We start from the raw sequence: 21,240 nt of genomic DNA on the forward strand, positions 1-21,240 counted from the left end.
CGTCCTGCTTACTGGCCAGAAACCTGGGCAAGTGGAAGAGGGGTGTCGTCAACCTGCACTTTTTCGCCGGGACGGGCGTGTTGCAGGCCTTCGATGACGATGCGGTCGCCGGGCTTCAAACCGCCCGTGACGACCCAGCGGTCGTTCTGCACCGGCCCCAGTTCGACCGGCTGCTGGCTGACGCGCTGCTCTGCGTCGAGCAGCAATACCTGGGCGATGCCGGCACTGTCACGCTGGATGGCCCGTTGCGGCACGCTGATGCCTTGCTGGTTGACGGCTTGCTCCAGGCGCACGCGCACGAAGCTGCCTGGCAGCAGATCAAGGTCCGGGTTGGGGAATTCGCTGCGCAGGATGACCTGGCCGGTGCCCGGGTCGACGGTGATGTCGGTAAACAGCAGCTTGCCGGGCAACGGGTAGAGGCTGCCATCGTCCTGGATCAGGGTCGCCTTGGCCTGGCCTTGACCCACTTCCTTCAATTGGCCGGAACGGAACGCCCGGCGCAGGTCGTTGAGTTCGCGGGTTGATTGGGTCAGGTCGGCGTGGATCGGATCGAGTTGCTGGATCAGCGCCAATGGTGTGGTCTCGTTTTGCCCGACCAATGCGCCTTCGGTGACCAGCGCGCGGCCGATGCGTCCGGAAATCGGCGCGGTGACAGTGGCGTAGCCAAGGTTCAGCCGGGCGCGTTCAACCGCCGCCTTGCTGGCGGCCACGTCGGCGGCGGTTTGCCGGGCGTTGGCCCGGGCATTGTCGTAGTCCTGGCCGCTGATGGCCTTGTCGTCGATCAACTGGGCGTAGCGCTGCTCTTGCAGTTTCGCCTGGAACGCGTTGGCCTCGGCCTTGCGCAATACCGCCTCGGCGCTATCGAGATCCGCCTTGAGCGGTGCCGGATCGATCCGGAACAGCACCTCGCCCTTTTTCACGTCGCTGCCCTCGCGAAAGGCCCGTTGCAGCACCACGCCGGCGACGCGGGCGCGCACCTCGGCCATGCGCGGCGCGGCAATGCGCCCGGTCAATTCGCTGCTGATCGACAGCGCTCGGGTTTCGACGGTTTCGATGCGAACGCTGGCCAATGGCGGCTGTTCTTCGGCGATCGAAGCCTTGTCGCACGCGCTCAGCGTCAACGCCAGTGCAATCAGGCTGAGCCCGGCAAGCAGTTTCTTTGACATGGATGACCCCAATAGTGACCCCCAGCATCCTACTGGGCGACGGCGATGGTAGCGGTGAAGCTTTGTTGGTGCTGTGTGAAATTGTGTAAGGGTTTTGCTCAGGTGTGTGTGAGGGCGTATATCCTTCAGGCCATGAATTTTATTGCGCCTGTCAGATCGTCTTCGCGAGCAGGCTCGCTCCCACAGTTGAAATGCATTCCCTGTGGGAGCGAGCCTGCTCGCGAAAGCGGCCTGACCGGCACCACAGCATTTCTGGAAACACCCATGCCCAACATCCTCCTGGTCGAAGACGACACCGCACTCGCCGAGCTGATCGCCAGCTACCTGGAACGCAACGGTTACTCCGTCAATGTGATCGGTCGAGGCGATCAGGTGCGCGAACGCGCGCGGCTCACACCGCCGGACCTGGTGATCCTCGACTTGATGCTGCCCGGTCTCGATGGCTTGCAAGTCTGCCGCCTGCTGCGCGCCGATTCAGCGAGCTTGCCGATCCTCATGCTCACCGCCCGCGACGACAGCCACGATCAGGTGCTGGGCCTGGAGATGGGCGCCGACGACTATGTCACCAAACCCTGCGAACCCCGGGTGCTGCTGGCCCGGGTGCGTACCTTGCTACGGCGCAGCAGCCTCGCCGAGCCATTGGCGGCCAATGACCGCATCCTCATGGGCAACCTGTGCATCGACTTGTCCGAGCGCACGGTGACCTGGCGCGGGCAGCCGGTGGAAATGTCCAGCGGCGAGTACAACTTGCTGGTGGTGCTGGCCCGACATGCTGGCGAAGTGTTGAGCCGCGACCAGATCCTGCAACGCCTGCGTGGCATCGAGTTCAACGGCACCGACCGTTCGGTGGATGTGGCCATCTCCAAGCTGCGGCGCAAGTTCGACGACAATGCCGGCGAGGCTCGCAAGATCAAGACCGTGTGGGGCAAGGGTTACCTGTTCAGTCGATCCGAGTGGGAATGCTGAGACGATGTTCAGAATCCTCTTTCGCCTGTACCTGGTGACCATCGTTTCGTTCAGCGCCGCGATCTACCTGGTGCCGGACCTGGTGATCAAGGTCTTCCACGAGCGCTTCCTCACCTACAACCTGGATTACTCGCGCGGTTTGCAAACCCTCATGGTCAGGCAGTTCAAGGCCGTCCCGAGCGAACAATGGCCAGCCCTTGCCGCGCAAATGGACAAGGAATTCGAACCGCTGCATATCGTGCTCAGCGCCATTGACGATGCCAGCTTGTCGAGCGAAGAACAGCAGCGTTTGCAGCGCGGCGAAAACGTCGTGCGCGTTGGCGACTGGGGCTGGCGTACCCTGGCGGTGGCACCGCTGAACGAGCACACCGTGGTGCAAATGGTCGTACCCCCAGACCCGATGGACGTCAGCCTGTTGTACTGGAGCATCAACGTGCTGATCGGCGCCACCATGCTTGCCTGTCTGCTGCTGTGGCTGCGCCCGCACTGGCGTGACCTGGAACGTCTCAAGAGCGCGGCGGAACGCTTCGGCAAGGGGCACTTGAGCGAGCGTACGCAGATTGCCGCCAGCTCCAACATCGGCAGCCTGGCCAACGTTTTCGACACGATGGCTGGCGACATCGAGAACCTGCTGAATCAACAGCGGGACCTGCTCAATGCCGTATCCCACGAATTGCGCACGCCATTGACCCGCCTGGATTTTGGCCTGGCCCTGGCCCTTTCCGATGATTTGCCCGCCACCAGCCGCGAGCGTTTGCAGGGATTGGTCAATCACATTCGTGAGCTCGACGAACTGGTGCTGGAATTGCTGTCGTACAGCCGCCTGCAAAACCCCGCACGTTTACCGGAGCCTATCGAAGTGTCGCTGGATGAATTCATCGACAGCATCCTGGGCAGCGTCGACGAAGAACAATCGCCGGATATCGTCATCGACGTGTTGCTGCACGGCCAGCTCGAACGCTTTAGCCTCGACCCACGCCTGACCGCCCGCGCCCTGCAAAACCTGTTGCGCAATGCCATGCGCTACTGCGAAAGGCGCATTCAGGTCGGTGTACAGGTGTGCCCCAAAGGCTGTGAGATCTGGGTGGACGACGATGGGATCGGTATCCCGGATGACGAGCGCGAGCGGATATTCGAACCGTTCTATCGACTCGATCGCAGCCGGGATCGGGCCACCGGCGGGTTTGGCCTGGGGTTGGCAATCAGCCGTCGGGCATTGGAAGCCCAGGGTGGAACGTTGACGGTGCAAGCGTCGCCGTTGGGTGGGGCAAGGTTTCGGCTGTGGTTGCCGACAGCGCCCTGATCCATCATCACCCGGTAGGAGCTGCCGCAGGCTGCGATCTTTTGATCTTGCTTCTTCCAATATCAAGATCAAAAGATCGCAGCCTGCGGAAGCTCCTACAAGGGTCAGGTGCTGATCCGAGTGCGTAATTGCGTGGCCATCTCCTCAAGATCCACCAGCGAATTACGCCCGATCAGCATCCACGCATGCTCCATATCCGACCAATACACGATGTTCATCCCGTGCCGTCGCTCATTGGCAAAATGCCGGCTGCCGCTGTTGGAGCGCGTGACGCACAGCGCCATCGGCCCATGAACCGGGTCCAGGTAAGTGATCTGGGCGATAGCCACGCCGTCGTATTCAAGGATTTGTGCGCGCTTGAATTGGGCGCGTGGCAAGGCCAGTTTTGCCGGCAGCAGATTGAGTCCCAATCGCGCGTCGATGGTGCGCAACTGCGCCTGTTGCGTCGCTTCGTCGCTGGGCAAATGGTCGAGGGTTTCCGGCACGTAGAGCACCATGTAGTCGGCGACGAGCCCGCGCCAGTTGTGGGTCTGCTGACTGGTTTGCCAACCGAGGAACAGACGGTCCGCCAGCACCCCGCCGGCCAGCAATCCGGCGGCGGCCGCGAGGAACCAGCGCCGACTCAGTGCAGGGCGAGTCGGGGCGGGCAGGGTATCGAGCATGGCTTGCAGGCGCTCGACCGGGGCTTGTCGAGTCACTTCGTCGTAAGCTGACTTGAACGGCATGCTGCTGCGGTCCAGCCATTGCAGGCGCAAGCCGAGCATCGGGTCTTCGGCGAGGGCGGCATCGATGCGGCTGCGTTGTTCGGCATCGAGCTGGTTGTCCAGGTAGGCCACCAGTTGCTCATCCGACAGTTTCGCGTTCATCGACGTTCTCCGGTGGAAGGGTTCGGCACCGTGTGCAGGGGCGGATACTCGGCGAGTTTCAGCCGGGCGGCGGCCAGTCGACTCATCACGGTGCCGATGGGGACTTGCAGGACATCGGCCACCTCGCGGTAGGACAAGCCTTCGACGTAGGCCAGAAACACCGTTTCGCGCTGGGCCTCGGGCAACGCCTCTACGCGCCGGATCACCTGCGCGGCGCGAACATGGGTCTGTGCCGCTTGTTCGCCATCGAACGACAGGGCTTGATCGGCATCCACCACGCCCTGGCCCTGCTGCACTCGGCGGGCTCGCACTTCATTGATCCAGATTGAATGCAGAATGCTCATCAGCCAACGGTCCATGCGCGTGCCCGATTCAAATTGCCCGCCGCGTTCGAGCGCCCGCACGCAGGTGGCCTGCACCAAGTCCTCGGCGACATGCCGTTGTCGGGACAACAGCAAGCCGTAACGCCACAGACGCGCCAGGTGCTGTCCCAGTTCTGCCCTAATTTCCTGATCGCTGGCGATAGCGACCTCCCTCCAATCGGGTTGTCAGGTTTTCGATGACGCGTTGATGGCTTCGGCGAGGTCCTGGTATTGCTCGCAGGTGGTGTTGCCGCAGATCGATTTGATCTGCTGCAACTGTTCCCGGGCGAGGTCCAGCCGGCCCTTGATCACATAGGCTTCGCCAAGGTACTCGCGAACCAGCGCATATTGCGGATCAAGCGTGACCGACTGCAGGTAATAACCGATGCCTTCATCGGTCCGTCCCAGTTTACGCGTAGCGTAGCCCCGATAGTTCAAGGCCTTGGCGGTGTTGGGTTGCTTGAGCGTATCGAGCAGGGCCAGGGCTTCTTCGTAACGCCCGTCCTTGGCCAGCTGATAGGCGTAGTCGGTACGGTCGGCGTCCGGCAAGAGCATGCTGGTTTGCTTGACGCACCTTTGTGCCTTGCTGTCGAACACCTGCCCTCGAGGGCACTGCGGTTTGGCAGGAGTATCTTCCTCGCCGTTGGCCCATGCCAGGGAGCTGGACAGCGCGACGGCAAGCACCAGTGGTGCAGTAACAATCGAGAGACGGCGATTCATGGGCAATGCTCCGAACGGGCCGAAAACGTTGAGAAGGGCTGATGACCCTTCATGCGAAACATAAACACCTCGGCCTGAACATTTATTCATTTTTCTTGGGCGATTTTTTGCAACAAAAGCCCCAGCTTACCGGGGGCTGTCAATTCAGTAGACGAATCGGTTTTTCCGCCGCCCAGGCCTGGATGTCCTCGATCATCTGCGCAAAAAATAGATGGTAATTTTGCTGGCTGACGTACCCGACATGGGGCGTTGCCAGCACGTTGTCCAGGGTTCTGAATGGATGATGCGCGGGTAGGGGCTCTTGCTCGAACACGTCCAGCGCCGCGCCTCCCAGGCGTTGTTTCTGCAGGGCCTTGATCAGCGCCGCTTCATCGACAATCGGCCCGCGGGCGGTGTTGACCAGTAGCGCCGTGGGCTTCATCCATGCCAACGCCTGGGCGTCCACCATGCCACGGCTGCGCTCACTGAGTACCAGGTGCACCGACAACACGTCGGCCTGCTCGAACAATTGCTGCTTGCTGACGTAGGTCACGTCGAACTCGGCGGCGCGTTCGGCGCTGAGGTTTTCACTCCAGGCGATGACCCGCATGCCGAACGCCTGGCCGAAGCGGGCGACCCGTTGGCCAATGCTGCCCAGGCCCAGGATTGCCAGGGTCTTGCCATGCAGGTCGCCACCGAGGCCTTGTTGCCACTTTCCGGCGCGCAAGGCGTTGGCTTCGACCACCAGGTTGCGGGTGGCGGCCATGATCAAGGCCCAGGTCAGCTCCGGCGCGGCATGTTTATAGCTGTCGGTGCCACAGACCTGAATGCCGAGCGCAGCAGCGGCCTTGAGATCGAGGGCGGCATTGCGCATGCCACCGGTCACCAGCAGCTTGAGATTGGGCAAGCGGCGCAGCAGGTCTTCGTCGAAGCGCGTGCGCTCGCGCATCACGCAGATCACTTCAAACTCGCCCAGGCGCGTGGCCAGGGTCGGGTTGTCAGCGGGGTAGTCGTGGATGAACGCGACCTGGCCGATGGTCTCCAGCGCCGACCAGTCCACCACGTCGCGGGCCACATCCTGCCAATCATCGATCACTGCAATCTGTACCGCCATCAGCCTTACCTCATCAAGGAACGGGGTTGGTTTTGTCCAGCCAGCCAAGCAAGGCCTTGTGAAACTGCGCCGGCTCTTCCATCTGCGGCGCGTGGCCCATGCCGGGGAATTCGACGAGGGTCGATTGGGGAATCAGTTTCGCCACCTGCTTGCCGAGCGCATTGTAATCACCGATTTTCGCCTTGACCTCGGGGGGCGCGATGTCTTTGTTGATCGCCGTGGTGTCGGCGGTGCCGATCAGCAGCAAGGTCGGCACCTTCAGGTCCTTGAACTCGTAGTAGACCGGCTGGGTGAAAATCATGTCGTAGATCAAAGCCGAGTTCCAGGCGACCTGGTTTTTACCAGGGCCCTTGGCCATGCCGGCGTACATGTCTACCCAGCGGTCGAATTCGGGTTTCCAGCGGCCATCATAATAGGTGTTGCGCTGGTAGTCGTGGATGCCTTCGGCTGTCACCTTCAGTTCGCGCTCATACCATTGATCGACGGTGCGATAAGGCACGCCGAGGGCTTTCCAGTCCTCCAGGCCGATCGGGTTCACCATCGCAAGCTGGTCGACCTGTTCGGGATATTGCAGCGCATAGCGGGTGGCGAGCATGCCGCCGGTGGAATGTCCGAGCAAGCTGGCTTTCTGGATGCCGAGGGCCTTGAGCAGTTGCTGGGTGTTGCTCGCCAGTTGCTGGAAGGTGTACTGATAATGGTCCGGTTTGCTGGACGTGCAGAAACCGATCTGGTCCGGGGCAATGACCCGATAGCCGGCATCGCTCAGCGCCTTGATCGAGGTCTCCCAGGTGGCGCCGCAGAAGTTCTTGCCATGCATCAGCACCACGTTGCGGCCGTTGGCCTTGCCATGGGCTGCCACGTCCATGTAGCCCATTTGCAGGGATTTGCCCTGGGACTCGAACGCAAAATGCTTGACGGTGTAGGGGTATTCGAAGCCTTGCAGCTCGGGGCCGTAGACCGGGCCCTCGGCAGCGATGGCGGGCATGGCGGCGGTCAGCAGCAGGCCGGGCAGCCAGCTTGAGCGGGTAAGGGGCATGGATGAACTCCGTTGAAAATCCGCCGATGCTGGATCGGCACGATTAGGGCGACATTAAACAGGCAATCGCCGCGGCACTTGGTTCAACTCATCCACCCCAGGGTGGCCAACGCCACTGCGCCATAACGGGCGCCTTTGGCCAGGGTCACGATCAACAGGAAACGCCCCAGCGGCTCGCGCATGACGCCGGCCACCAGGGTCAGTGGGTCGCCGATTACCGGCAGCCAACTGAGCAGTAACGACCAGTGGCCGTAACGTTGATAGTGACGACGGGCGTTTTCCAGGTGTCTGGCGCTGACCGGGAACCAGCGCCGGTCCCGAAAGCGCTCGATGGCGCGTCCCAGCAACCAGTTCACCACTGAACCGAGGACGTTGCCCAGCGTGGCGACAGCCAGCAGCAACCACAGCCAGTACCGATCGCTGAGTATCAGCCCGACCAGCACCGCTTCGGACTGCAGCGGCAGTAAAGTCGCGGCACCGAACGCCGCCAGGAACAAGCCGAAGCAGGCAGTGAAAATCAATGGGCGGGGTAATCCGCCACCACGACATCCGTACCGTCCTTTTTCAGGCCGATCACCTGATAGGCATCGCTCATGCCGTCCATTTCCATGCCCGGCGAGCCCATGGGCATGCCAGGGGCGGCAACACCGAGCAGGTCATCGCGCTTGCTCAGGGCCAGCACTTGATCGGCTGGCACATGGCCTTCCACGAATTTGCCGTTGATCAAGCCGGTATGGCACGAGGCCAGGCGCGGAGGTACTCCGTGTTGTTGCTTGAACTCGCTCATGTTGCTTTCGACATGGTCTTCTACCTTGAAACCATTGGCTTCGAGATGGCTGATCCATTTCTTGCAGCAACCGCAATTGGCATCACGATGGACCTCGATCGGGATCAGGTCGGCGGCTTGGGCCAGGGAGGAAATGAACAGGGCGCCCAAGGCAGCCAGACGTAAATGGGTTCGCATGGGGGAAGGGGTCTCGGGTAGCGGGCGAAAATCATATTTTGAAGGTTTTTAGCGGGTAGGCGTTCCGAGTTTGTTTCGAATTGCTACCGAGTTGCTTGGCCTTATTATCGTAGATCAAAGTTGTCAGGCGGATGAGGGGAAGATGACAAGTTTGTCAGGTGGGCGGCCGCACCCGTTGCACACGGCTCACGTCATGCGTTGTCAGCGGAACGCGGAGCGTCCCTGGCGGCATTTCCGCGCAGAGCATGGGAACGATCATACATGGGCGGCTGTCAGGCGGCCTTCGCCGCGATAAAGCTAAAAATCTTCATCGGCTGTAACATAAGCCCCCGTCTGATGGATGCACAGCGGATACATATTTCAGCTTCAGGAATTACCAATGACTCAATCGCAACGTTTGAAATACTCGATTCTGATCTCCCTCGTGGTACTGGGAATCATGTTTGGCCTTTCGTATTTGCAGAACACCGGCGTCATCAGTGAAAAACTGTTCCAGTACATCGCCATCGGCGTGGCGGTGGTCGTGGTGGTCGTCAACGGCGTGATGCGCCGCAAGGTCAAGCCCTGAGCGGCGCGCCGGGCCTGGCTCGATCAGTCGTGGCTCAGCAGGGCGGCGGCGCGTGGGTGGAGGCTGTAGCTCTTGTCCGCATTGAGGACAATCACGCCTTCGGTGCACAGGCGTTTCAACACCTCGCGCACACTCAGGAACGATAAGGGAATATCCAGTTCCAGCAAGTGCGTGTGCACGCCGCGCACGCCCAGGCTGCGGTCGTTCTCGGCGGCCGACAGCAAGGCGTCGATGACTTTCAGGCGAATCAGACTGGTTCGCAGGCCAAAGCTCTTGAGCAGGATACGGATGCGCTCGTTGCCGTGGCGCTCGGTACGCTGGTCGAAAACACCGACCCCAATGGAAGTGCCCTTTGGCGCTTTGCTACCGTCCGTTGGCAGTTGCGAGTTGTACATTGCAAAAACTCCTTTTCAGAGCCTGATCGGGAAAAATTGGGCGCTCTTGCCTTACAGACGCATGAGCGACCCAAATCATGAAGACTTAAATGTAGAAATTTCGTCGTCATGATGTGACCACTGTGTAAGGTGGCGTTGAAATGCGGTCCGCGACCGCCATCCAGTCTCCTAAATTTTCGTCGTTTGCTTCGTCCCTAACAGGATGCGCAGTCTGTACGCAGAACTGTGACCATCGGTTTTCGATCAGGAGCGAGTGTGATTATTTCCAGCCAGTTAGCCAGGATCAGCCTGGCGGGTGTATTTCTCGGGCTGAGCGTTGCGGCGAGTGCACACAACCCGCCTGGTCAGGCGAGTGCCGATATCCGCCGGACCGGTTTCGGTGTGCCACATATTCGAGCCGAGAACGAGCGGGGGCTCGGTTACGGCATCGGCTATGCCTACGCTCAGGATAACCTGTGTTTGCTGGCCAACGAGATCGCCACGGTGAACGGTCAACGCTCACGCTTGTTCGGCCCCGACCCGTTCACCGTCGAAGGTCGGGAAAACCGCCTCAGCGATCTGTTTTTCATCTGGTTGAACACCCCGCAGGCGGTCGATGCTTTCTGGCAGGCGCAACCCCCTGAAGTTCGGCAGCTGATGGAAGGTTATGTGGCCGGTTACAACCGTTTCCTGGGCGAGCGTCGGGCGCGTGGCCTGCCGCCGCAGTGCCAGGGCGATTGGGTGCGGGACATTACCGCGATGGATCTGGTCAAGCTGACCCGGCGCTTGCTGGTCGAAGGCGGCGTCGGGCAGTTCGCCGAAGCTCTGGCGGGTGCGACGCCGCCGGCCGCGGTCGCCGCCACTGGCCATGAGCAGGCTTCGTTCCAGGTGGCCGCTTTACGCTTGCAGCGCTTTGCCCTCGATCGTGGCAGCAACGCGGTGGCGGTGGGCAGCGAGCGTTCCTTCAACGGACGCGGCATGTTGCTGGCCAACCCGCATTTTCCGTGGGTCGGCGGGATGCGTTTCTACCAGATGCACCTGACCATCCCTGGCAAGCTGGACGTCATGGGCGCCGCATTGCCTGGATTGCCGTTGATCAATATCGGTTTCAACCAGCACCTGGCCTGGACCCACACGGTGGATTCGTCCAAACACTTCACGCTGTATCGACTGCAGCTCGATCCTAAGGATCCGACCCGTTACCTGCTCGATGGCCAATCCCTGCCAATGCACAAACAGACGCTGACGGTTGACCTCAAGCAGCGGGATGGCACGGTCAAAGCGGTGTCCCACGTGGTGTACAGCTCGCAATTCGGTCCGATTGTGCAATGGCCGGGCAAGCTGGATTGGGATAGGCAGTTCGCCTACAGCTTGCGCGATGCCAACCTGGACAATGACCGGGTGTTGCAGCAGTGGTACGCCATGAACCGTGCCGGCAGCCTCAAGGAGTTCCAGGCTTCGGTCCATGAAATCCAGGGCATCCCGTGGGTCAACACCCTGGCGGCGGACGATCAGGGCCAGACGCTGTACATGAACCTGTCGGTGGTGCCGAACGTGAGCAGCGAAAAACTCGCGCAGTGCAGTGATCCACGAATCGGCTTGCAGATGATCATCCTCGACGGTTCAAACAGCGCCTGCGCCTGGGACATCGACCCGCACGCCGCACAAAAAGGCATTTTTGCCGCGAGCCTATTGCCGCAACTGCTACGCAAGGACTTCGTGCAGCATTCCAATGATTCGGCCTGGCTGGCCAACCCGGCGCAGCCGCTCACCGGGTTCTCGCCATTGATCAGCCAGGACGGCCAACCCTTGGGGCTGCGCGCGCGGTTCGCCCTGGATCGCCTGGGTTCACTGGCCAGGTCCGGGCCGATCGCGGCGGCGGATCTGCAACAGATGGTGCTGGATGACCAGGTGTATCAGGCGACGCAAGTGATGCCGGACCTGTTGCAATTCTGCGCGGCCGACCTGGGGGCCGATGCGCAGGCGCTGGCGCCGCTGTGTGCCAGCCTCAAGGCCTGGGATCGCAAGGCCAACCTCGACAGCGGCATGGGCTTCGTGCATTTCCAGAATGTCATGGAGGCGCTGGATCAGCTGCCCGATGCCTGGCGCGTGGCGTTCGATCCGCTGGACCCGCAACACACGCCGCGAGGCCTGGCGATTGATCGTCCACAAGTGGCGCAGGCGTTGCGCCAAGCGATGCTGGCATCGGTAGAGCAGGTCCAGGCGTCAGGGCTCAGGAAAGATGCCCGCTGGGGCGATGTCCAAGTGGTCAGCAGCGGTGGGGAGCAAACGCCGATCCATGGCGGGCCAGGTACGTTGGGCGTCTACAACGCCATCCAGAGCGTGCCCAGGAGCGACGGCAAACGCGAAGTGGTCAGCGGTACCAGCTACCTGCAAGTGGTGACGTTCGATGAACAGGGCCCGCAGGCCAAGGGGCTTCTGGCATTTTCGCTGTCGAGCGATCCAGCCTCGAAATACTCGCGGGACCAGACGCTGGCTTTTTCGAAGAAGCAGCTCAGTGTGTTGCCATTCACCGAGCAACAGATCCTGGCGGACCCGGACTATCAGGCCCAGACCATCCACGAACACAACGCCAGGGGGGGTACCCAGTAAGCTGAAGGCGGGTTGATTGAGGCGTGAAGCCCGCAGCCGCGTGGGCGGCGGCCTTCAGCTTTTCGGGGCTTGCTGCGGAATGGAGTTGAGGACCGGGTTGCCGTCCTTGTTGCGGGTCAGGTAGACCGGCAGCACCTTGGGCAGGGACGTCACCAGGGTATCAAGCTCCTTGATGTTGTAGATGCCGCCGATGCGGATCGCGCCGGTGCTGTTGTCGGCGACCATCAAGGGGTTTTCGAGGTAGCGGTTGATCAATGGCAGGGCATCGCTGAGCGTCAGGTCGTCGAGCACCAGTTTGCCGTTGCGCCAGGCCAGCGAGTTGTCGTTGTCGTAGGTCTGGCTGATCCGCGGAATGTGGTCGCCATGGCGATAGCTCGCTTGCATCGAAGGGCCGAGCCTCAAGCCATCCCTCGACAGGTCATCGTTGCTGCTGACCAGTACCGAGCCTTCGACCAGGTTTACCTTCACCTGGTCTTCATACATCCAGACGTTGAATTTTGTCCCGGTGACCCGGATTCGGCCTTCGGACGCCTTGACGACGAATGGGTGCGACGCGTCGTGGCTGACGCTGAAGAACGCCTCGCCTTTTCCCAGGGTGACCTGGCGTCGATCCTTGTAGTTGCTGTAGGTCAACTCGCTGCCCAGGTTCAGTTCCACCTGGCTGCCGTCGTTCAAGGTGACCTGACGCACACTGTCGGTCGCCTCGAAGTGTTGATACGAATTGGGCAGCCAGCCCAGGTTCCAGCCGCTGTACGCCGCCAACGGCAACGCCAATGCACAAACGGCCGCCGCCATGCCGACAGTGCGCCAGGACGCCCGGGTGCGGCGCACCATTGGCGCAACGCTGGAGTCTGGTCGCGGAAGATCGCCTGCAACTTCCCAGATTTCCAGCATGGCCTCGTATTCGACCAGATGCAGTGGATGAACATCCAGCCACTGCTCGAATGCCTGGCGCTCTTCAACGGTGCAGTCGGGTTCATGCAGGCGCATGCACCAATGCGCGGCGGCTTCGGTAATGGCGTCAAACTGGGCTTGCGGGAGAGGGGTGTCGGTCATTGACTCATCCTGATTTCCCGCATTCTAACCTTGAGGGCAGCTTGCGAAAACAGCCGTCATGGCATTTACCCATCAAACGGCTGTTTATTTTCTGAATCAAGGCGTGTGGGTGTGTAACACCCGTCCGAGCTGACTGATTAACCAGGCCACGCTATCCGCGTTGCCAAGTTGTACCGCCAGCCGGACCAGTGAGTTTCTCTTGAAGGTCTCGCGAGCACCGCTCAGGTTTTCTGCGCCGGTCAACGCCAGGATATGCGCTTTGACCCGATCGGTATCTGCAAGAGTAGAACTTCCCGGATCTTCCCACTCGCCAGTGTCGGGATCCTGGGTCATGAACAGTTGTGTGTAGGGTGTCTTGATCGACAACGCGGTGTCCTGAACACTGGTCAAAGCATTTTTGAGCTGCCTGGCGGTCCCACTGGCAGTGCCGATCAGATCGGCGAAAGGTCTACCAGGATCCATGTAGGAAATGTCCTCGGAGTCACAAACGATGTGTGAAAGTTCATGCAGGAGAGTCGTCGCCCGTGCATGCGTACTGATCGGGAAGGCCTTGTCGGTAAGGTGTTGGCGGTAATGCTCGTAACTGGAGTCAAAGAACTTTTCTCCCAGGTAGATTTTCTTTTTTATGTCCTTCGGAACGACAAAACCGAATGTACTCTCGGCGCCTTCGATTACCCTGCCGACGACAAAACGATCGGACTTGGCCTTTCTGAGCGAAGGGTCCAACAAGGCGGCAAACATGTCGCCCACGACTTTTTCCAGCTTTTCCACATGTGCGGGCAGTACTTCTGGCACGTCGATGAAACGCTTGATGAGTTCGTGCACGGGGGTGGTCGTGTCGTTGGCGTTCTTCAGCAACTGCAGGTTTTGAAAACTGTTCCAGGCATAGCTCGTCGCCAGGTCCAGCGCTTCGTCGATTTGCCGGGCCTTTAGCGGGAAAAGGCGTCGTATTTGCGCCATTCCATGGGCGTCGATGTTCATGCCGTCCCAGGCCGCTGCCAGCGCATCCAGTCGGCGGATGAGGCCAAATTGCGGTGCGGATGCAGCCCGGTCGAGCACCCATTGTTTCGATTCGTTTTGCCGTAGATAAGGGCCGAGCGCCTGTGTGCCAGCGATGCGCCAGCGGGTGCCGCGTTTGGCCACCGCAAATACCTTGCCTTCCACCGGCCCGTAAACTTGCCGGGTCGCCGGGTGCGCGTAGAGCCCGAGCGTTGAGTCGGGCTTGAGCGAAGCCAGGTCGACGTGCAGGCTTTCATGATGCTTCAGGCCAGTGCGTTCGGGGGCGGTAACCTTGATGTCTTGCCATTTGCAGGCGGCTTCAGGTTTTTCTTGCAGCGCATCGGTCGGCCTGGAAGTCGGCGGTGCGGGAATGTCCAGCGATTGGCGCAACGAAGCGAGTTGAGCAATGCCGCTGATGAACCTCTTGATGGCCGACGACCATTTATGCGTTTGCAGGTCTTCGGCGGATTGCTTGATGTCACGGTAGCTGGAGTACACCGTGACAGGGTAGGCGAGCTTGCCCATGAAAAACGAATAGGCCTCGTGCAGGTCTTCACCCAGAACGTGCTTGATGGTTGCCCATTCACCCTGCTTTCCGTCATCGGACTGACAACCGAGCAATCGGCTCAACAACGCGGCATTGTCATGGAACAATTGACCGAACAGGTGCCCCTTGATGGGGTTGGATGCCAGCGTGACGTCGGCTCTGGTATTGCCCGAGGCCACCGGCACGGCTCTTGTCGTCCGGTTGCTGGACGTTGCCATCCGCGTCTCCAGCAAGATCCGCTCGGGGTTCTCCAGGTTCATGAGTATCCAATCGAGCAATGGGCCGCGTGTCTTCAGTTCGGCCAACAACTGGGCTTCGCTTGCGTATTCCTTCATCCCGTGCTGAGGACTGTGAGGGGCCAACAGCACCTGCGGCGCTGTGTCATCTGCCGATGAACCGATCAGGTAGATGCCAGGCACCTTTACGGTTTGGCCGCTCCTGACACCGAGGAACTCCAAAGGCCGGATGATGGCGTGGGCACCTTCGACGGCGGCTCGGGCGATGGCGTCCGGCATGTCCATGACTTGGCGGACAAGGTCAAAACCGGTTTCGCTCAAGCGCTCCTGCAGTTTTTCTTCATGGGCGTAGTGCATCAGTTGCCAGGGCAGTTGCGTGTAGAAACGCTGCCGGCGAACCCTGTTTGCCTCGGTGTCGGCGAGGGCTGCGCTGAGGATTTTCCGCTGATGCTCACCCGGTTTCAGATTGCGTATCAGGTCTTTGATGTAGCGTTCGTCGAAGCCTTGCGCAATGACCGTGGTGTCCAGGGGCGTCAGTTCGAGGCGGATGGTGTCGAGGTCCTTGAGGTGAGCCAACGCAAATTCGGTCAGCGTCTGGCTGCTGGATGCAGACCTGGGACCCGCGCTGATCTCGACCTGGACCTTGTCGGGGTCGATGTTGAAGTTGTCTGCCTTGAGTTGTTTTTCCAGTTCATGGTGGGCAGTGCGCTGCAATGAGCGGATGCCGGTGAGGTAATCCTGGTCGTCCTTTACGTTTTTCAGGTATTGCTCAAGCAGCTCGCCATGCAGGATCAGCTCATTGATCGACGCCTTGGCCAGCCAGGCTGGCAGTTTTTGCTGGGTGGTCAGGGACTGGGCGATGTCGGTCGCGCGACTGAGCCCGGTCATCGGCTCACGCAGGGCTACCAGATTCAACAGGTTGGCCAGCGGCGCGGGGGAGAGAGGGGTGGTCAGCGCACGGGTGACGAAGGCTTGGTCCAGATCAACGAAGGGCTTTTGCACATGTTCGAGGAAATGCCCATGAATCCGTTGCAGCGGCGCCAGCGTGTAGACTTTGCCGGGCGACCGCTCGCTGCGGCCGAGGTTTTCCAAGAGCATAAAACGATGATTTTCGTTTTCAAGGCGCCGTTCGAGCTCGTCCTTTAGTGGCGTCAGTGACTTGAAGGCTTCAAATCCCAGTGCCGGCGTCCACAGAATGGCTTTGCCCGAGTGCACCGGATCCAGGCCACCCCGTTCAGTCAAGACAAAACAACTGGCCAGTTTCAGCGGGGTTGCAGTGGCTCCAGCCTTCAACGCCAGGGCAAAGACTTCCGGTAAAAAGCCGTTCAATGCTGCTCGCTGCCAGTGTATGGGCGTATCGAGCACGGTCTTGATGATCGCCCGTTCTGACGCACCCAGAGTGCGCGAGACGGTGCGCAGCTTCAGTTCACTGCGCAGGGCCGTTGACAGGGTATGGGTAAAACTCGATTGCAAACCCTCCAGTGACAGGTTGACCAGGCTTCGCGCATCGGTGAACGTGCGGGTCTGCGGGGGAATGGCCGGGTGTTTTTCAAGGAGTTGATCGAGCGCCTGTTCGACCGAATTGAGCAGCGACAGCTCCTGTTTGGCCGACTCGGCGCGCACGGTGGCCGGTCGCGCGTTAATGCCGCGGTCCGGCCGTGTGCTCCAGCGTCCCTGGGCTTCAGCCAGCAGCAAGCGTTGATCGATCAACCCCCGAACGTCCAAGGCGTTGTCGAGCAAGGCATGAGGGTCCAGCATGCCTTCGCTTTCACGGTAACGGCTCAAGGCATGGCTGAGGTTTTGCCGCTGTTTATCCACGATGTCATGCATCAAGCGAGTAAACACCGAGCCGACGATGGGCTCACCGATGATCAGCCGTTCGTTCGGTTCCAGCCCCAGAAAGGTACTGCGTTCGTCCAATGACATGAAATTGAGCAACGTGTCTTCATGCCCCTCGCTTTCGAGCATCTGCAGGACGATTTTTTTCACCGCGGGCAGGTCGCTTGAGGCCTCGATGCCTCGGGACGGGCTGTACAGGAAACCCAACGAGTTGGCGCCGCCAATCATCAAGGTCGAGGCAAGTTCCGCAAAATGTTTGAAGGGGGCGGTGACCCGTACTTTTTCTATGCGAAGAGGGTCGGTCGAGGCGGGAGCGAGGCTGACAGTCAACAGTCGCTGGTATTGCTCTGTGGTCAATGTGCCCTGTTGACGCTGGTGTAACAGTCTCGCGTGAAAAATGCCACGCAAGCACTCGGCGAAAAACGCCTGTCGCGACAAGCCATTGGCCATGGGCGTGTTCCAGAACGTCGCAAGCAGACTGTGCAGGTGCGGGGTGAGACTCTGCGCGATTTCTTTTATCGCGCTTTCCCAGGCATGGTTGTCAGCATCGCTGCTGATGACGTGCTCGGGGTGGGCAAACACCCTGGAGTCGCCCCTTGGCCACTGGTTCGTCAGGTAAAAAACCAGCAGCGCGTTGCTCAATGGCATCGAGGCAACCGTATGAGTCGTTTCGCCGTCATCAAACACAGAACCTGTACTGACAAAGCTTTTCAGCTGCGTCAGGCGCTGGTCGAGTTTGGGGAACGACTTGTACAGCGAGTGCTTGAGGGTGTCGTCCAGCATTGATTGCAAGGAGGGCATCTTGACCAATTCGTCGATCATCGCCTTCAGGTTGTGTTCCTGCTGTTGCTTGAGCGTGAGTTCCTGATCTTCAAACACGGCACCGTCGATCTCGCGGGTGGAGATATCGAGTGCTGCGGCGGCGGCCATGCGTTGTTCGATGGAGAGGAAACGCAACAGTTCACGTTGTCCAGTGGCCTGCGCCAACCACGCTTTGAGTGTGCTTTTGAGGACGACCATGTCCGCGAATTTGATCAAGCCTTTCCACGGTGTGTAGAGCGTGACCTCGCCATTGCCGGGTCGGCTCATGGCAAAGCTGCCGGCCAATGGGATGTCGGCCTTGTCGCTCAAAGACAACAACAGATGGAAGACCTGCATCGGTTTTCCATGGCTTTTGCGGGCTGCCTGGGTCGGCAGGTAAACCGTCTTCAGCCAACTCAGATCGTCCAGGGTAAAGCCCAGCGCATTTTCCCGCTCGCCGGGTTCCCTGGCAGTGGACGCGCGCTCAGCCTCGTCAAAAAAATACGGTAATGCAGGTATTGTCATGATGCTTCCTTGTTGGACTGCGACACTGCTCGGCGCAGGTCATTGAATCAAGGGGTGACAATAGGGAGCGGGATCAGCTTGGGTGCGGTACATATTGCTTGCGCGAGAGACTTGACAGGACGCCGGTAAGAAAGCGCTTAATCGACATGTCGCCCGCCTCTAACAATAAAACTGGAGCTTCAGATGACCGCTTCGCCTGAAATGGCAATCAGTTCGGCCAACTCAACCCTGGATTTTGATTCTCTCGTCCTGTTGCTCGAACGTATTTTCGTTCGGCATGGCACCTCCAATGAGGTCGCCAGGACACTGGCCCTCAACTGCGCCGGTGCCGAGCGCGACGGTGCCCACAGTCATGGCGTGTTCCGCATGCCCGGTTATGTGTCCACGCTCAAGAGCGGCTGGGTCAATGGCCAGGCCGTGCCTGTGGTCGAGGACGTGGCCTCGGGTTTTGTCCGGGTGGATGCCGGCAATGGTTTCGCCCAACCGGCGCTCGCCGCCGCACGCGCCTTGCTGGTGGAAAAGGCTCGCAGTGCCGGCATTGCGGTGTTGGCGATTCGTAACTCCCATCACTTCGCGGCGTTGTGGCCGGACGTCGAGCCGTTCGCCTATGAAGGGCTGGTGGCGTTGAGCGTGGTCAACAGCATGACCTGCGTGGTGCCGCACGGCGCCGATCGCCCACTGTTCGGCACCAACCCGATTGCCTTCGCCGCCCCGCGGGCAGACGGTGAGCCGATTGTCTTCGACCTCGCCACCAGCGCGATTGCCCATGGCGATGTGCAGATCGCCGCGCGCAAGGGCGAACGTTTGCCGCAGGGCATGGGCGTCGACAGCCTTGGCCAGCCGACCCAGGACCCGCAGGCAATTCTGGAGGGAGGCGCGTTGCTGCCGTTTGGTGGCCATAAAGGTTCGGCGCTGTCGATGATGGTGGAGCTCTTGGCGGCGGCGTTGACCGGCGGCAACTTCTCGTTCGAGTTCGACTGGAAGAACCACCCGGGGGCCAAGACTCCGTGGACCGGCCAACTGTTGATCGTGATCGATCCGGCCAAGGCGGCCGGGCAGAGCTTTGCCGAGCGCAGCCAGGAGTTGGTGCGGCAAATGCACGGTGTGGGGCTCAAGCGGTTACCGGGTGATCGGCGTCATCATCAGCGCGCCAAGTCCAATGCTGATGGAATTCAGTTGGATGCGGGTACGCTGGCGAATCTTCGGGAGTTGGCTGGCGCCTAGATATTTAAAAGTGGACCTGTGGGAGCGGGCTTGCCCGCTCCCACAAGGAATGCATTTCATTTTGAGGTTATTTGACGGCAGTGCTTACCGTCGTCCCAACAACAAGCCCACGACCAACCCAAAACCTGCGGAAATGGCCACGGTCTGCCATGGGTGCCCACCTATGTAGGTTTGTGTGGCTTCGACCGCCGGCAGGGTCCGAGAACGGACGCTGGTAACCGAGTCCCGTGCCTGTTGGAGTTTCTGGGAGATTTGTCCACGAAGCGTGTCCGCTTCTTCACCGACCAGTGACGCACTGCTCTTGAGCAGTTTTTCCGACTCTTCGATCAGCGACTGAAGTTCGCTGAAAGCCTGGTCCTTGATCTGGTCTTCGGCAGCTTGTGCGGCGGTTTTGCGGGCCATTGGGTGACTCCTTGCAGGTAATGGACAGTGAACAATGGAGTCTGCCGCGATAGAAAAAGTTGCAGTGACTTTGCGTGCGGACGCCATCCTGTAGAAAAATCCAGCGCAGGACATTTCTTCCTACAGTGTAAGATGTAGCCTATTTACGCAGCAGGTAATTTCCCATGAGTTTCAATCTGGCCGACAAACCCCTTGCCGAGCGCGCAGCGCTGGAAGACGAGAAATCCCGTCTGTTCGAACTCTGGCAAAACAACCTGGGCAAGGCCAAGGGCGAAGCCGCACGTCTGTTCGGTGAGCGCGCCAAGCGCAAGGGAAAATGGGCCGAGTGGGTGCGCGCCGAGCTGGATGGCATGTCGCCACCGGAGTTCTCGAACATGGTGCGAAGTGAAGTCAATCGGCTGATGGCGGCCAAATAATCGCTCGCGGCTGTTCCGATCTACTGTAGGAGCGAGCAAGCTCGCGATGGACGTCAACGATAACGAGGGCTTTGCGGGTGACCACGCTGTCCAGACGTTTTTCGCGAGCATGCTCGCTCCTACAGGAAGCTGGCGACAATCGCTTCACGCACCTTCATGACCAGGGAATCGAGCTGGGTGCTGGTGCGCCAGCCCAGTTCGATCGGGTAGCGCGGCAACGCCAGGGGGCAGGGCAGCAGTGCCAGGCCGCTGAGCGTGGCGATGCTTCGGGCGGCATGGGCCGGAATGGTCGCCACCGCCTGGCTGCCCTTGAGCAGATGCGGCAATGCGGCGAAATGCGTGGTCGAAGCGCATACCCGGCGGCTAAGGCCAAGTGCGGCCAATCCTTCGTCAGTGATCCCGATAAAGCCACCCGATGACACCAGGATATGTTCACGGGTGACGAACTCTTCAAGCTCGATGGTTTGCTGTCCCGCGGCAAGACTCATCGGGTCGACCAGGCACAGGTAATCGCCTTCACCCAATACCTGGCGACTGAGCAACCGCTCGGCAAACCCGCCGGCCGTGATGGCCAGATCGATGCTGCGTTCCATCAAGGCGTGGGCGACGATCTGACTGTGGGTCTGGCGGAAGATCAGCCTCAGTTTCGGCGCGCAACGGGCGATTTCCTCGATCAAACGGCGTCCGTAGGCGATTTCGAAATCATCCGACATGCCCACTGTGACCGAGCGCCCTTCGTAGTGATGGGCCGCCGGGTCGACCATCGCCAGGCTTTGCCGGCATTTGTTCAGCGCGTCGCTGACCACCGGTTTCAACTGATTAGCCTTGAGCGTCGGCGCCAGGCCGCGGCCGGTGCGCACAAACAACTGATCGCCATATAGCTCGCGCAGCCGGCGCAATGCCGCGCTTACCGCCGACTGCGTGACGCCCAGGCGCAACGCCGCGCGGCTGGCGCTGGACTCTTCGTGCAAGGCTTCGAAAACTTTGAGTAAGTTGAGGTCGACGGTGGCGATATTCATCAGGTTCATATCATTCAGCAGTAAACAGGGCTTTATTCCCGCATCGCAATAATTACCGGAATTTTAGCCACCGGACTTTCTGTGAAAATCCCGCTTGAAAATGTCCTGGCAGGTATTTTAATTACTGATGCGGCTTTTTTAATTG

The 21,240-nt window shown here is 60.1% G+C and carries 19 protein-coding genes; 6 read left to right on the forward strand and 13 right to left on the reverse strand.

The window, feature by feature from the left end; genetic code table 11:
• Window positions 1–8: 8 nt before the first annotated feature.
• Window positions 9–1,166 (reverse strand): efflux RND transporter periplasmic adaptor subunit, encoded by a 1,158-nt coding sequence (locus tag QLG10_RS01865; RefSeq protein ID WP_282485319.1) that lies wholly within the window; start codon window positions 1,164–1,166, stop codon window positions 9–11.
• Between the two features lie 264 nt (window positions 1,167–1,430).
• Between QLG10_RS01865 and QLG10_RS01870 the strand changes: the two genes are divergently transcribed.
• Together QLG10_RS01870 and QLG10_RS01875 are read left to right on the forward strand one after the other, a co-directional pair.
• On the forward strand, window positions 1,431–2,132 hold the full coding sequence (locus QLG10_RS01870) for a response regulator transcription factor (RefSeq protein WP_020797194.1): 702 nt from the start codon (window positions 1,431–1,433) through the stop codon (window positions 2,130–2,132).
• 4 nt (window positions 2,133–2,136) lie between these two features.
• A complete protein-coding gene (locus tag QLG10_RS01875; protein ID WP_110747640.1) occupies window positions 2,137–3,435 on the forward strand; it encodes an ATP-binding protein in 1,299 nt (432 codons plus the stop codon).
• A gap of 104 nt (window positions 3,436–3,539) precedes the next feature.
• On the opposite strand, the gene QLG10_RS01880 is transcribed toward QLG10_RS01875, so the two are convergent.
• The 7 genes from QLG10_RS01880 to QLG10_RS01910 all read right to left on the reverse strand — a co-directional run bounded on the left by QLG10_RS01880 (window position 3,540) and on the right by QLG10_RS01910 (window position 8,476).
• The gene (locus tag QLG10_RS01880; protein WP_110747637.1) at window positions 3,540–4,301 is read right to left on the reverse strand and encodes a transcriptional regulator; all 762 of its coding nucleotides are present in this window, start codon (window positions 4,299–4,301) and stop codon (window positions 3,540–3,542) included.
• Window positions 4,298–4,795 carry a sigma-70 family RNA polymerase sigma factor gene (locus QLG10_RS01885; RefSeq protein ID WP_177411566.1) on the reverse strand — a complete coding sequence of 166 codons (498 nt, stop codon included), beginning with the start codon at window positions 4,793–4,795 and terminating at the stop codon, window positions 4,298–4,300. Before QLG10_RS01885 ends, QLG10_RS01880 begins: the two co-directional genes overlap by 4 nt.
• Window positions 4,796–4,849: 54 nt before the next feature.
• The gene (locus tag QLG10_RS01890; protein ID WP_110747631.1) at window positions 4,850–5,383 is read right to left on the reverse strand and encodes a tetratricopeptide repeat protein; all 534 of its coding nucleotides are present in this window, start codon (window positions 5,381–5,383) and stop codon (window positions 4,850–4,852) included.
• Window positions 5,384–5,522: 139 nt separating this feature from the next.
• Entirely contained in the window at window positions 5,523–6,476 is a 954-nt protein-coding gene (locus QLG10_RS01895) for a D-2-hydroxyacid dehydrogenase family protein (RefSeq protein WP_188264516.1), read from the reverse strand.
• A gap of 13 nt (window positions 6,477–6,489) precedes the next feature.
• Window positions 6,490–7,512 (reverse strand): alpha/beta hydrolase, encoded by a 1,023-nt coding sequence (locus QLG10_RS01900; RefSeq protein WP_282485320.1) that lies wholly within the window; start codon window positions 7,510–7,512, stop codon window positions 6,490–6,492.
• An 83-nt stretch (window positions 7,513–7,595) separates the two neighbouring features.
• The gene (locus QLG10_RS01905; protein ID WP_282485454.1) at window positions 7,596–8,030 is read right to left on the reverse strand and encodes a YqaA family protein; all 435 of its coding nucleotides are present in this window, start codon (window positions 8,028–8,030) and stop codon (window positions 7,596–7,598) included.
• Window positions 8,030–8,476 (reverse strand): DUF411 domain-containing protein, encoded by a 447-nt coding sequence (locus QLG10_RS01910; RefSeq protein WP_188264514.1) that lies wholly within the window; start codon window positions 8,474–8,476, stop codon window positions 8,030–8,032. The genes QLG10_RS01905 and QLG10_RS01910 overlap by 1 nt, the downstream gene beginning before the upstream one ends.
• Window positions 8,477–8,855: 379 nt before the next feature.
• Here QLG10_RS01910 and QLG10_RS01915 point away from each other — a divergent pair, with 379 nt between their 5' ends.
• Window positions 8,856–9,044, forward strand: coding sequence for a hypothetical protein (locus QLG10_RS01915; protein ID WP_075945084.1), 189 nt, complete (start codon window positions 8,856–8,858; stop codon window positions 9,042–9,044).
• Window positions 9,045–9,067: 23 nt separating this feature from the next.
• Here QLG10_RS01915 and QLG10_RS01920 read toward each other — a convergent pair whose 3' ends face one another.
• Complete coding sequence (locus QLG10_RS01920) at window positions 9,068–9,439, reverse strand: fe2+ zn2+ uptake regulation protein (protein ID WP_188264513.1); 372 nt, start codon at window positions 9,437–9,439, stop codon at window positions 9,068–9,070.
• Window positions 9,440–9,694: 255 nt separating this feature from the next.
• Here QLG10_RS01920 and QLG10_RS01925 point away from each other — a divergent pair, with 255 nt between their 5' ends.
• Window positions 9,695–12,031, forward strand: a complete 2,337-nt coding sequence (locus tag QLG10_RS01925) for an acylase (RefSeq protein ID WP_282485321.1) — start codon at window positions 9,695–9,697, stop codon at window positions 12,029–12,031.
• Window positions 12,032–12,085: 54 nt separating this feature from the next.
• Here QLG10_RS01925 and QLG10_RS01930 read toward each other — a convergent pair whose 3' ends face one another.
• Both QLG10_RS01930 and QLG10_RS01935 read right to left on the reverse strand, forming a co-directional pair.
• A complete protein-coding gene (locus tag QLG10_RS01930; RefSeq protein WP_282485322.1) occupies window positions 12,086–13,087 on the reverse strand; it encodes a FecR family protein in 1,002 nt (333 codons plus the stop codon).
• Between the two features lie 96 nt (window positions 13,088–13,183).
• Entirely contained in the window at window positions 13,184–18,034 is a 4,851-nt protein-coding gene (locus QLG10_RS01935) for a DUF6543 domain-containing protein (protein ID WP_282485323.1), read from the reverse strand.
• Window positions 18,035–18,217: 183 nt separating this feature from the next.
• On the opposite strand from QLG10_RS01935, the gene QLG10_RS01940 reads away from it, so the two are divergent.
• The gene (locus tag QLG10_RS01940; RefSeq protein WP_282485324.1) at window positions 18,218–19,258 is read left to right on the forward strand and encodes an Ldh family oxidoreductase; all 1,041 of its coding nucleotides are present in this window, start codon (window positions 18,218–18,220) and stop codon (window positions 19,256–19,258) included.
• An 84-nt stretch (window positions 19,259–19,342) separates the two neighbouring features.
• Here the strand turns inward: QLG10_RS01940 and QLG10_RS01945 are convergent, their stop codons facing one another.
• On the reverse strand, window positions 19,343–19,660 hold the full coding sequence (locus QLG10_RS01945; protein ID WP_110747577.1) for a DUF883 family protein: 318 nt from the start codon (window positions 19,658–19,660) through the stop codon (window positions 19,343–19,345).
• A 164-nt stretch (window positions 19,661–19,824) separates the two neighbouring features.
• Between QLG10_RS01945 and QLG10_RS01950 the strand changes: the two genes are divergently transcribed.
• Window positions 19,825–20,076 carry a hypothetical protein gene (locus QLG10_RS01950; protein ID WP_008061409.1) on the forward strand — a complete coding sequence of 84 codons (252 nt, stop codon included), beginning with the start codon at window positions 19,825–19,827 and terminating at the stop codon, window positions 20,074–20,076.
• Window positions 20,077–20,195: 119 nt separating this feature from the next.
• On the opposite strand, the gene QLG10_RS01955 is transcribed toward QLG10_RS01950, so the two are convergent.
• Window positions 20,196–21,104: a LysR family transcriptional regulator gene (locus tag QLG10_RS01955; RefSeq protein WP_282485325.1), complete on the reverse strand. Its 909-nt coding sequence runs from the start codon at window positions 21,102–21,104 to the stop codon at window positions 20,196–20,198.
• Window positions 21,105–21,240 lie beyond the last annotated feature (136 nt).

The organism is Pseudomonas sp. V98_8 (genome assembly GCF_029967975.1).
Lineage (GTDB): Bacteria > Pseudomonadota > Gammaproteobacteria > Pseudomonadales > Pseudomonadaceae > Aquipseudomonas > Aquipseudomonas umsongensis.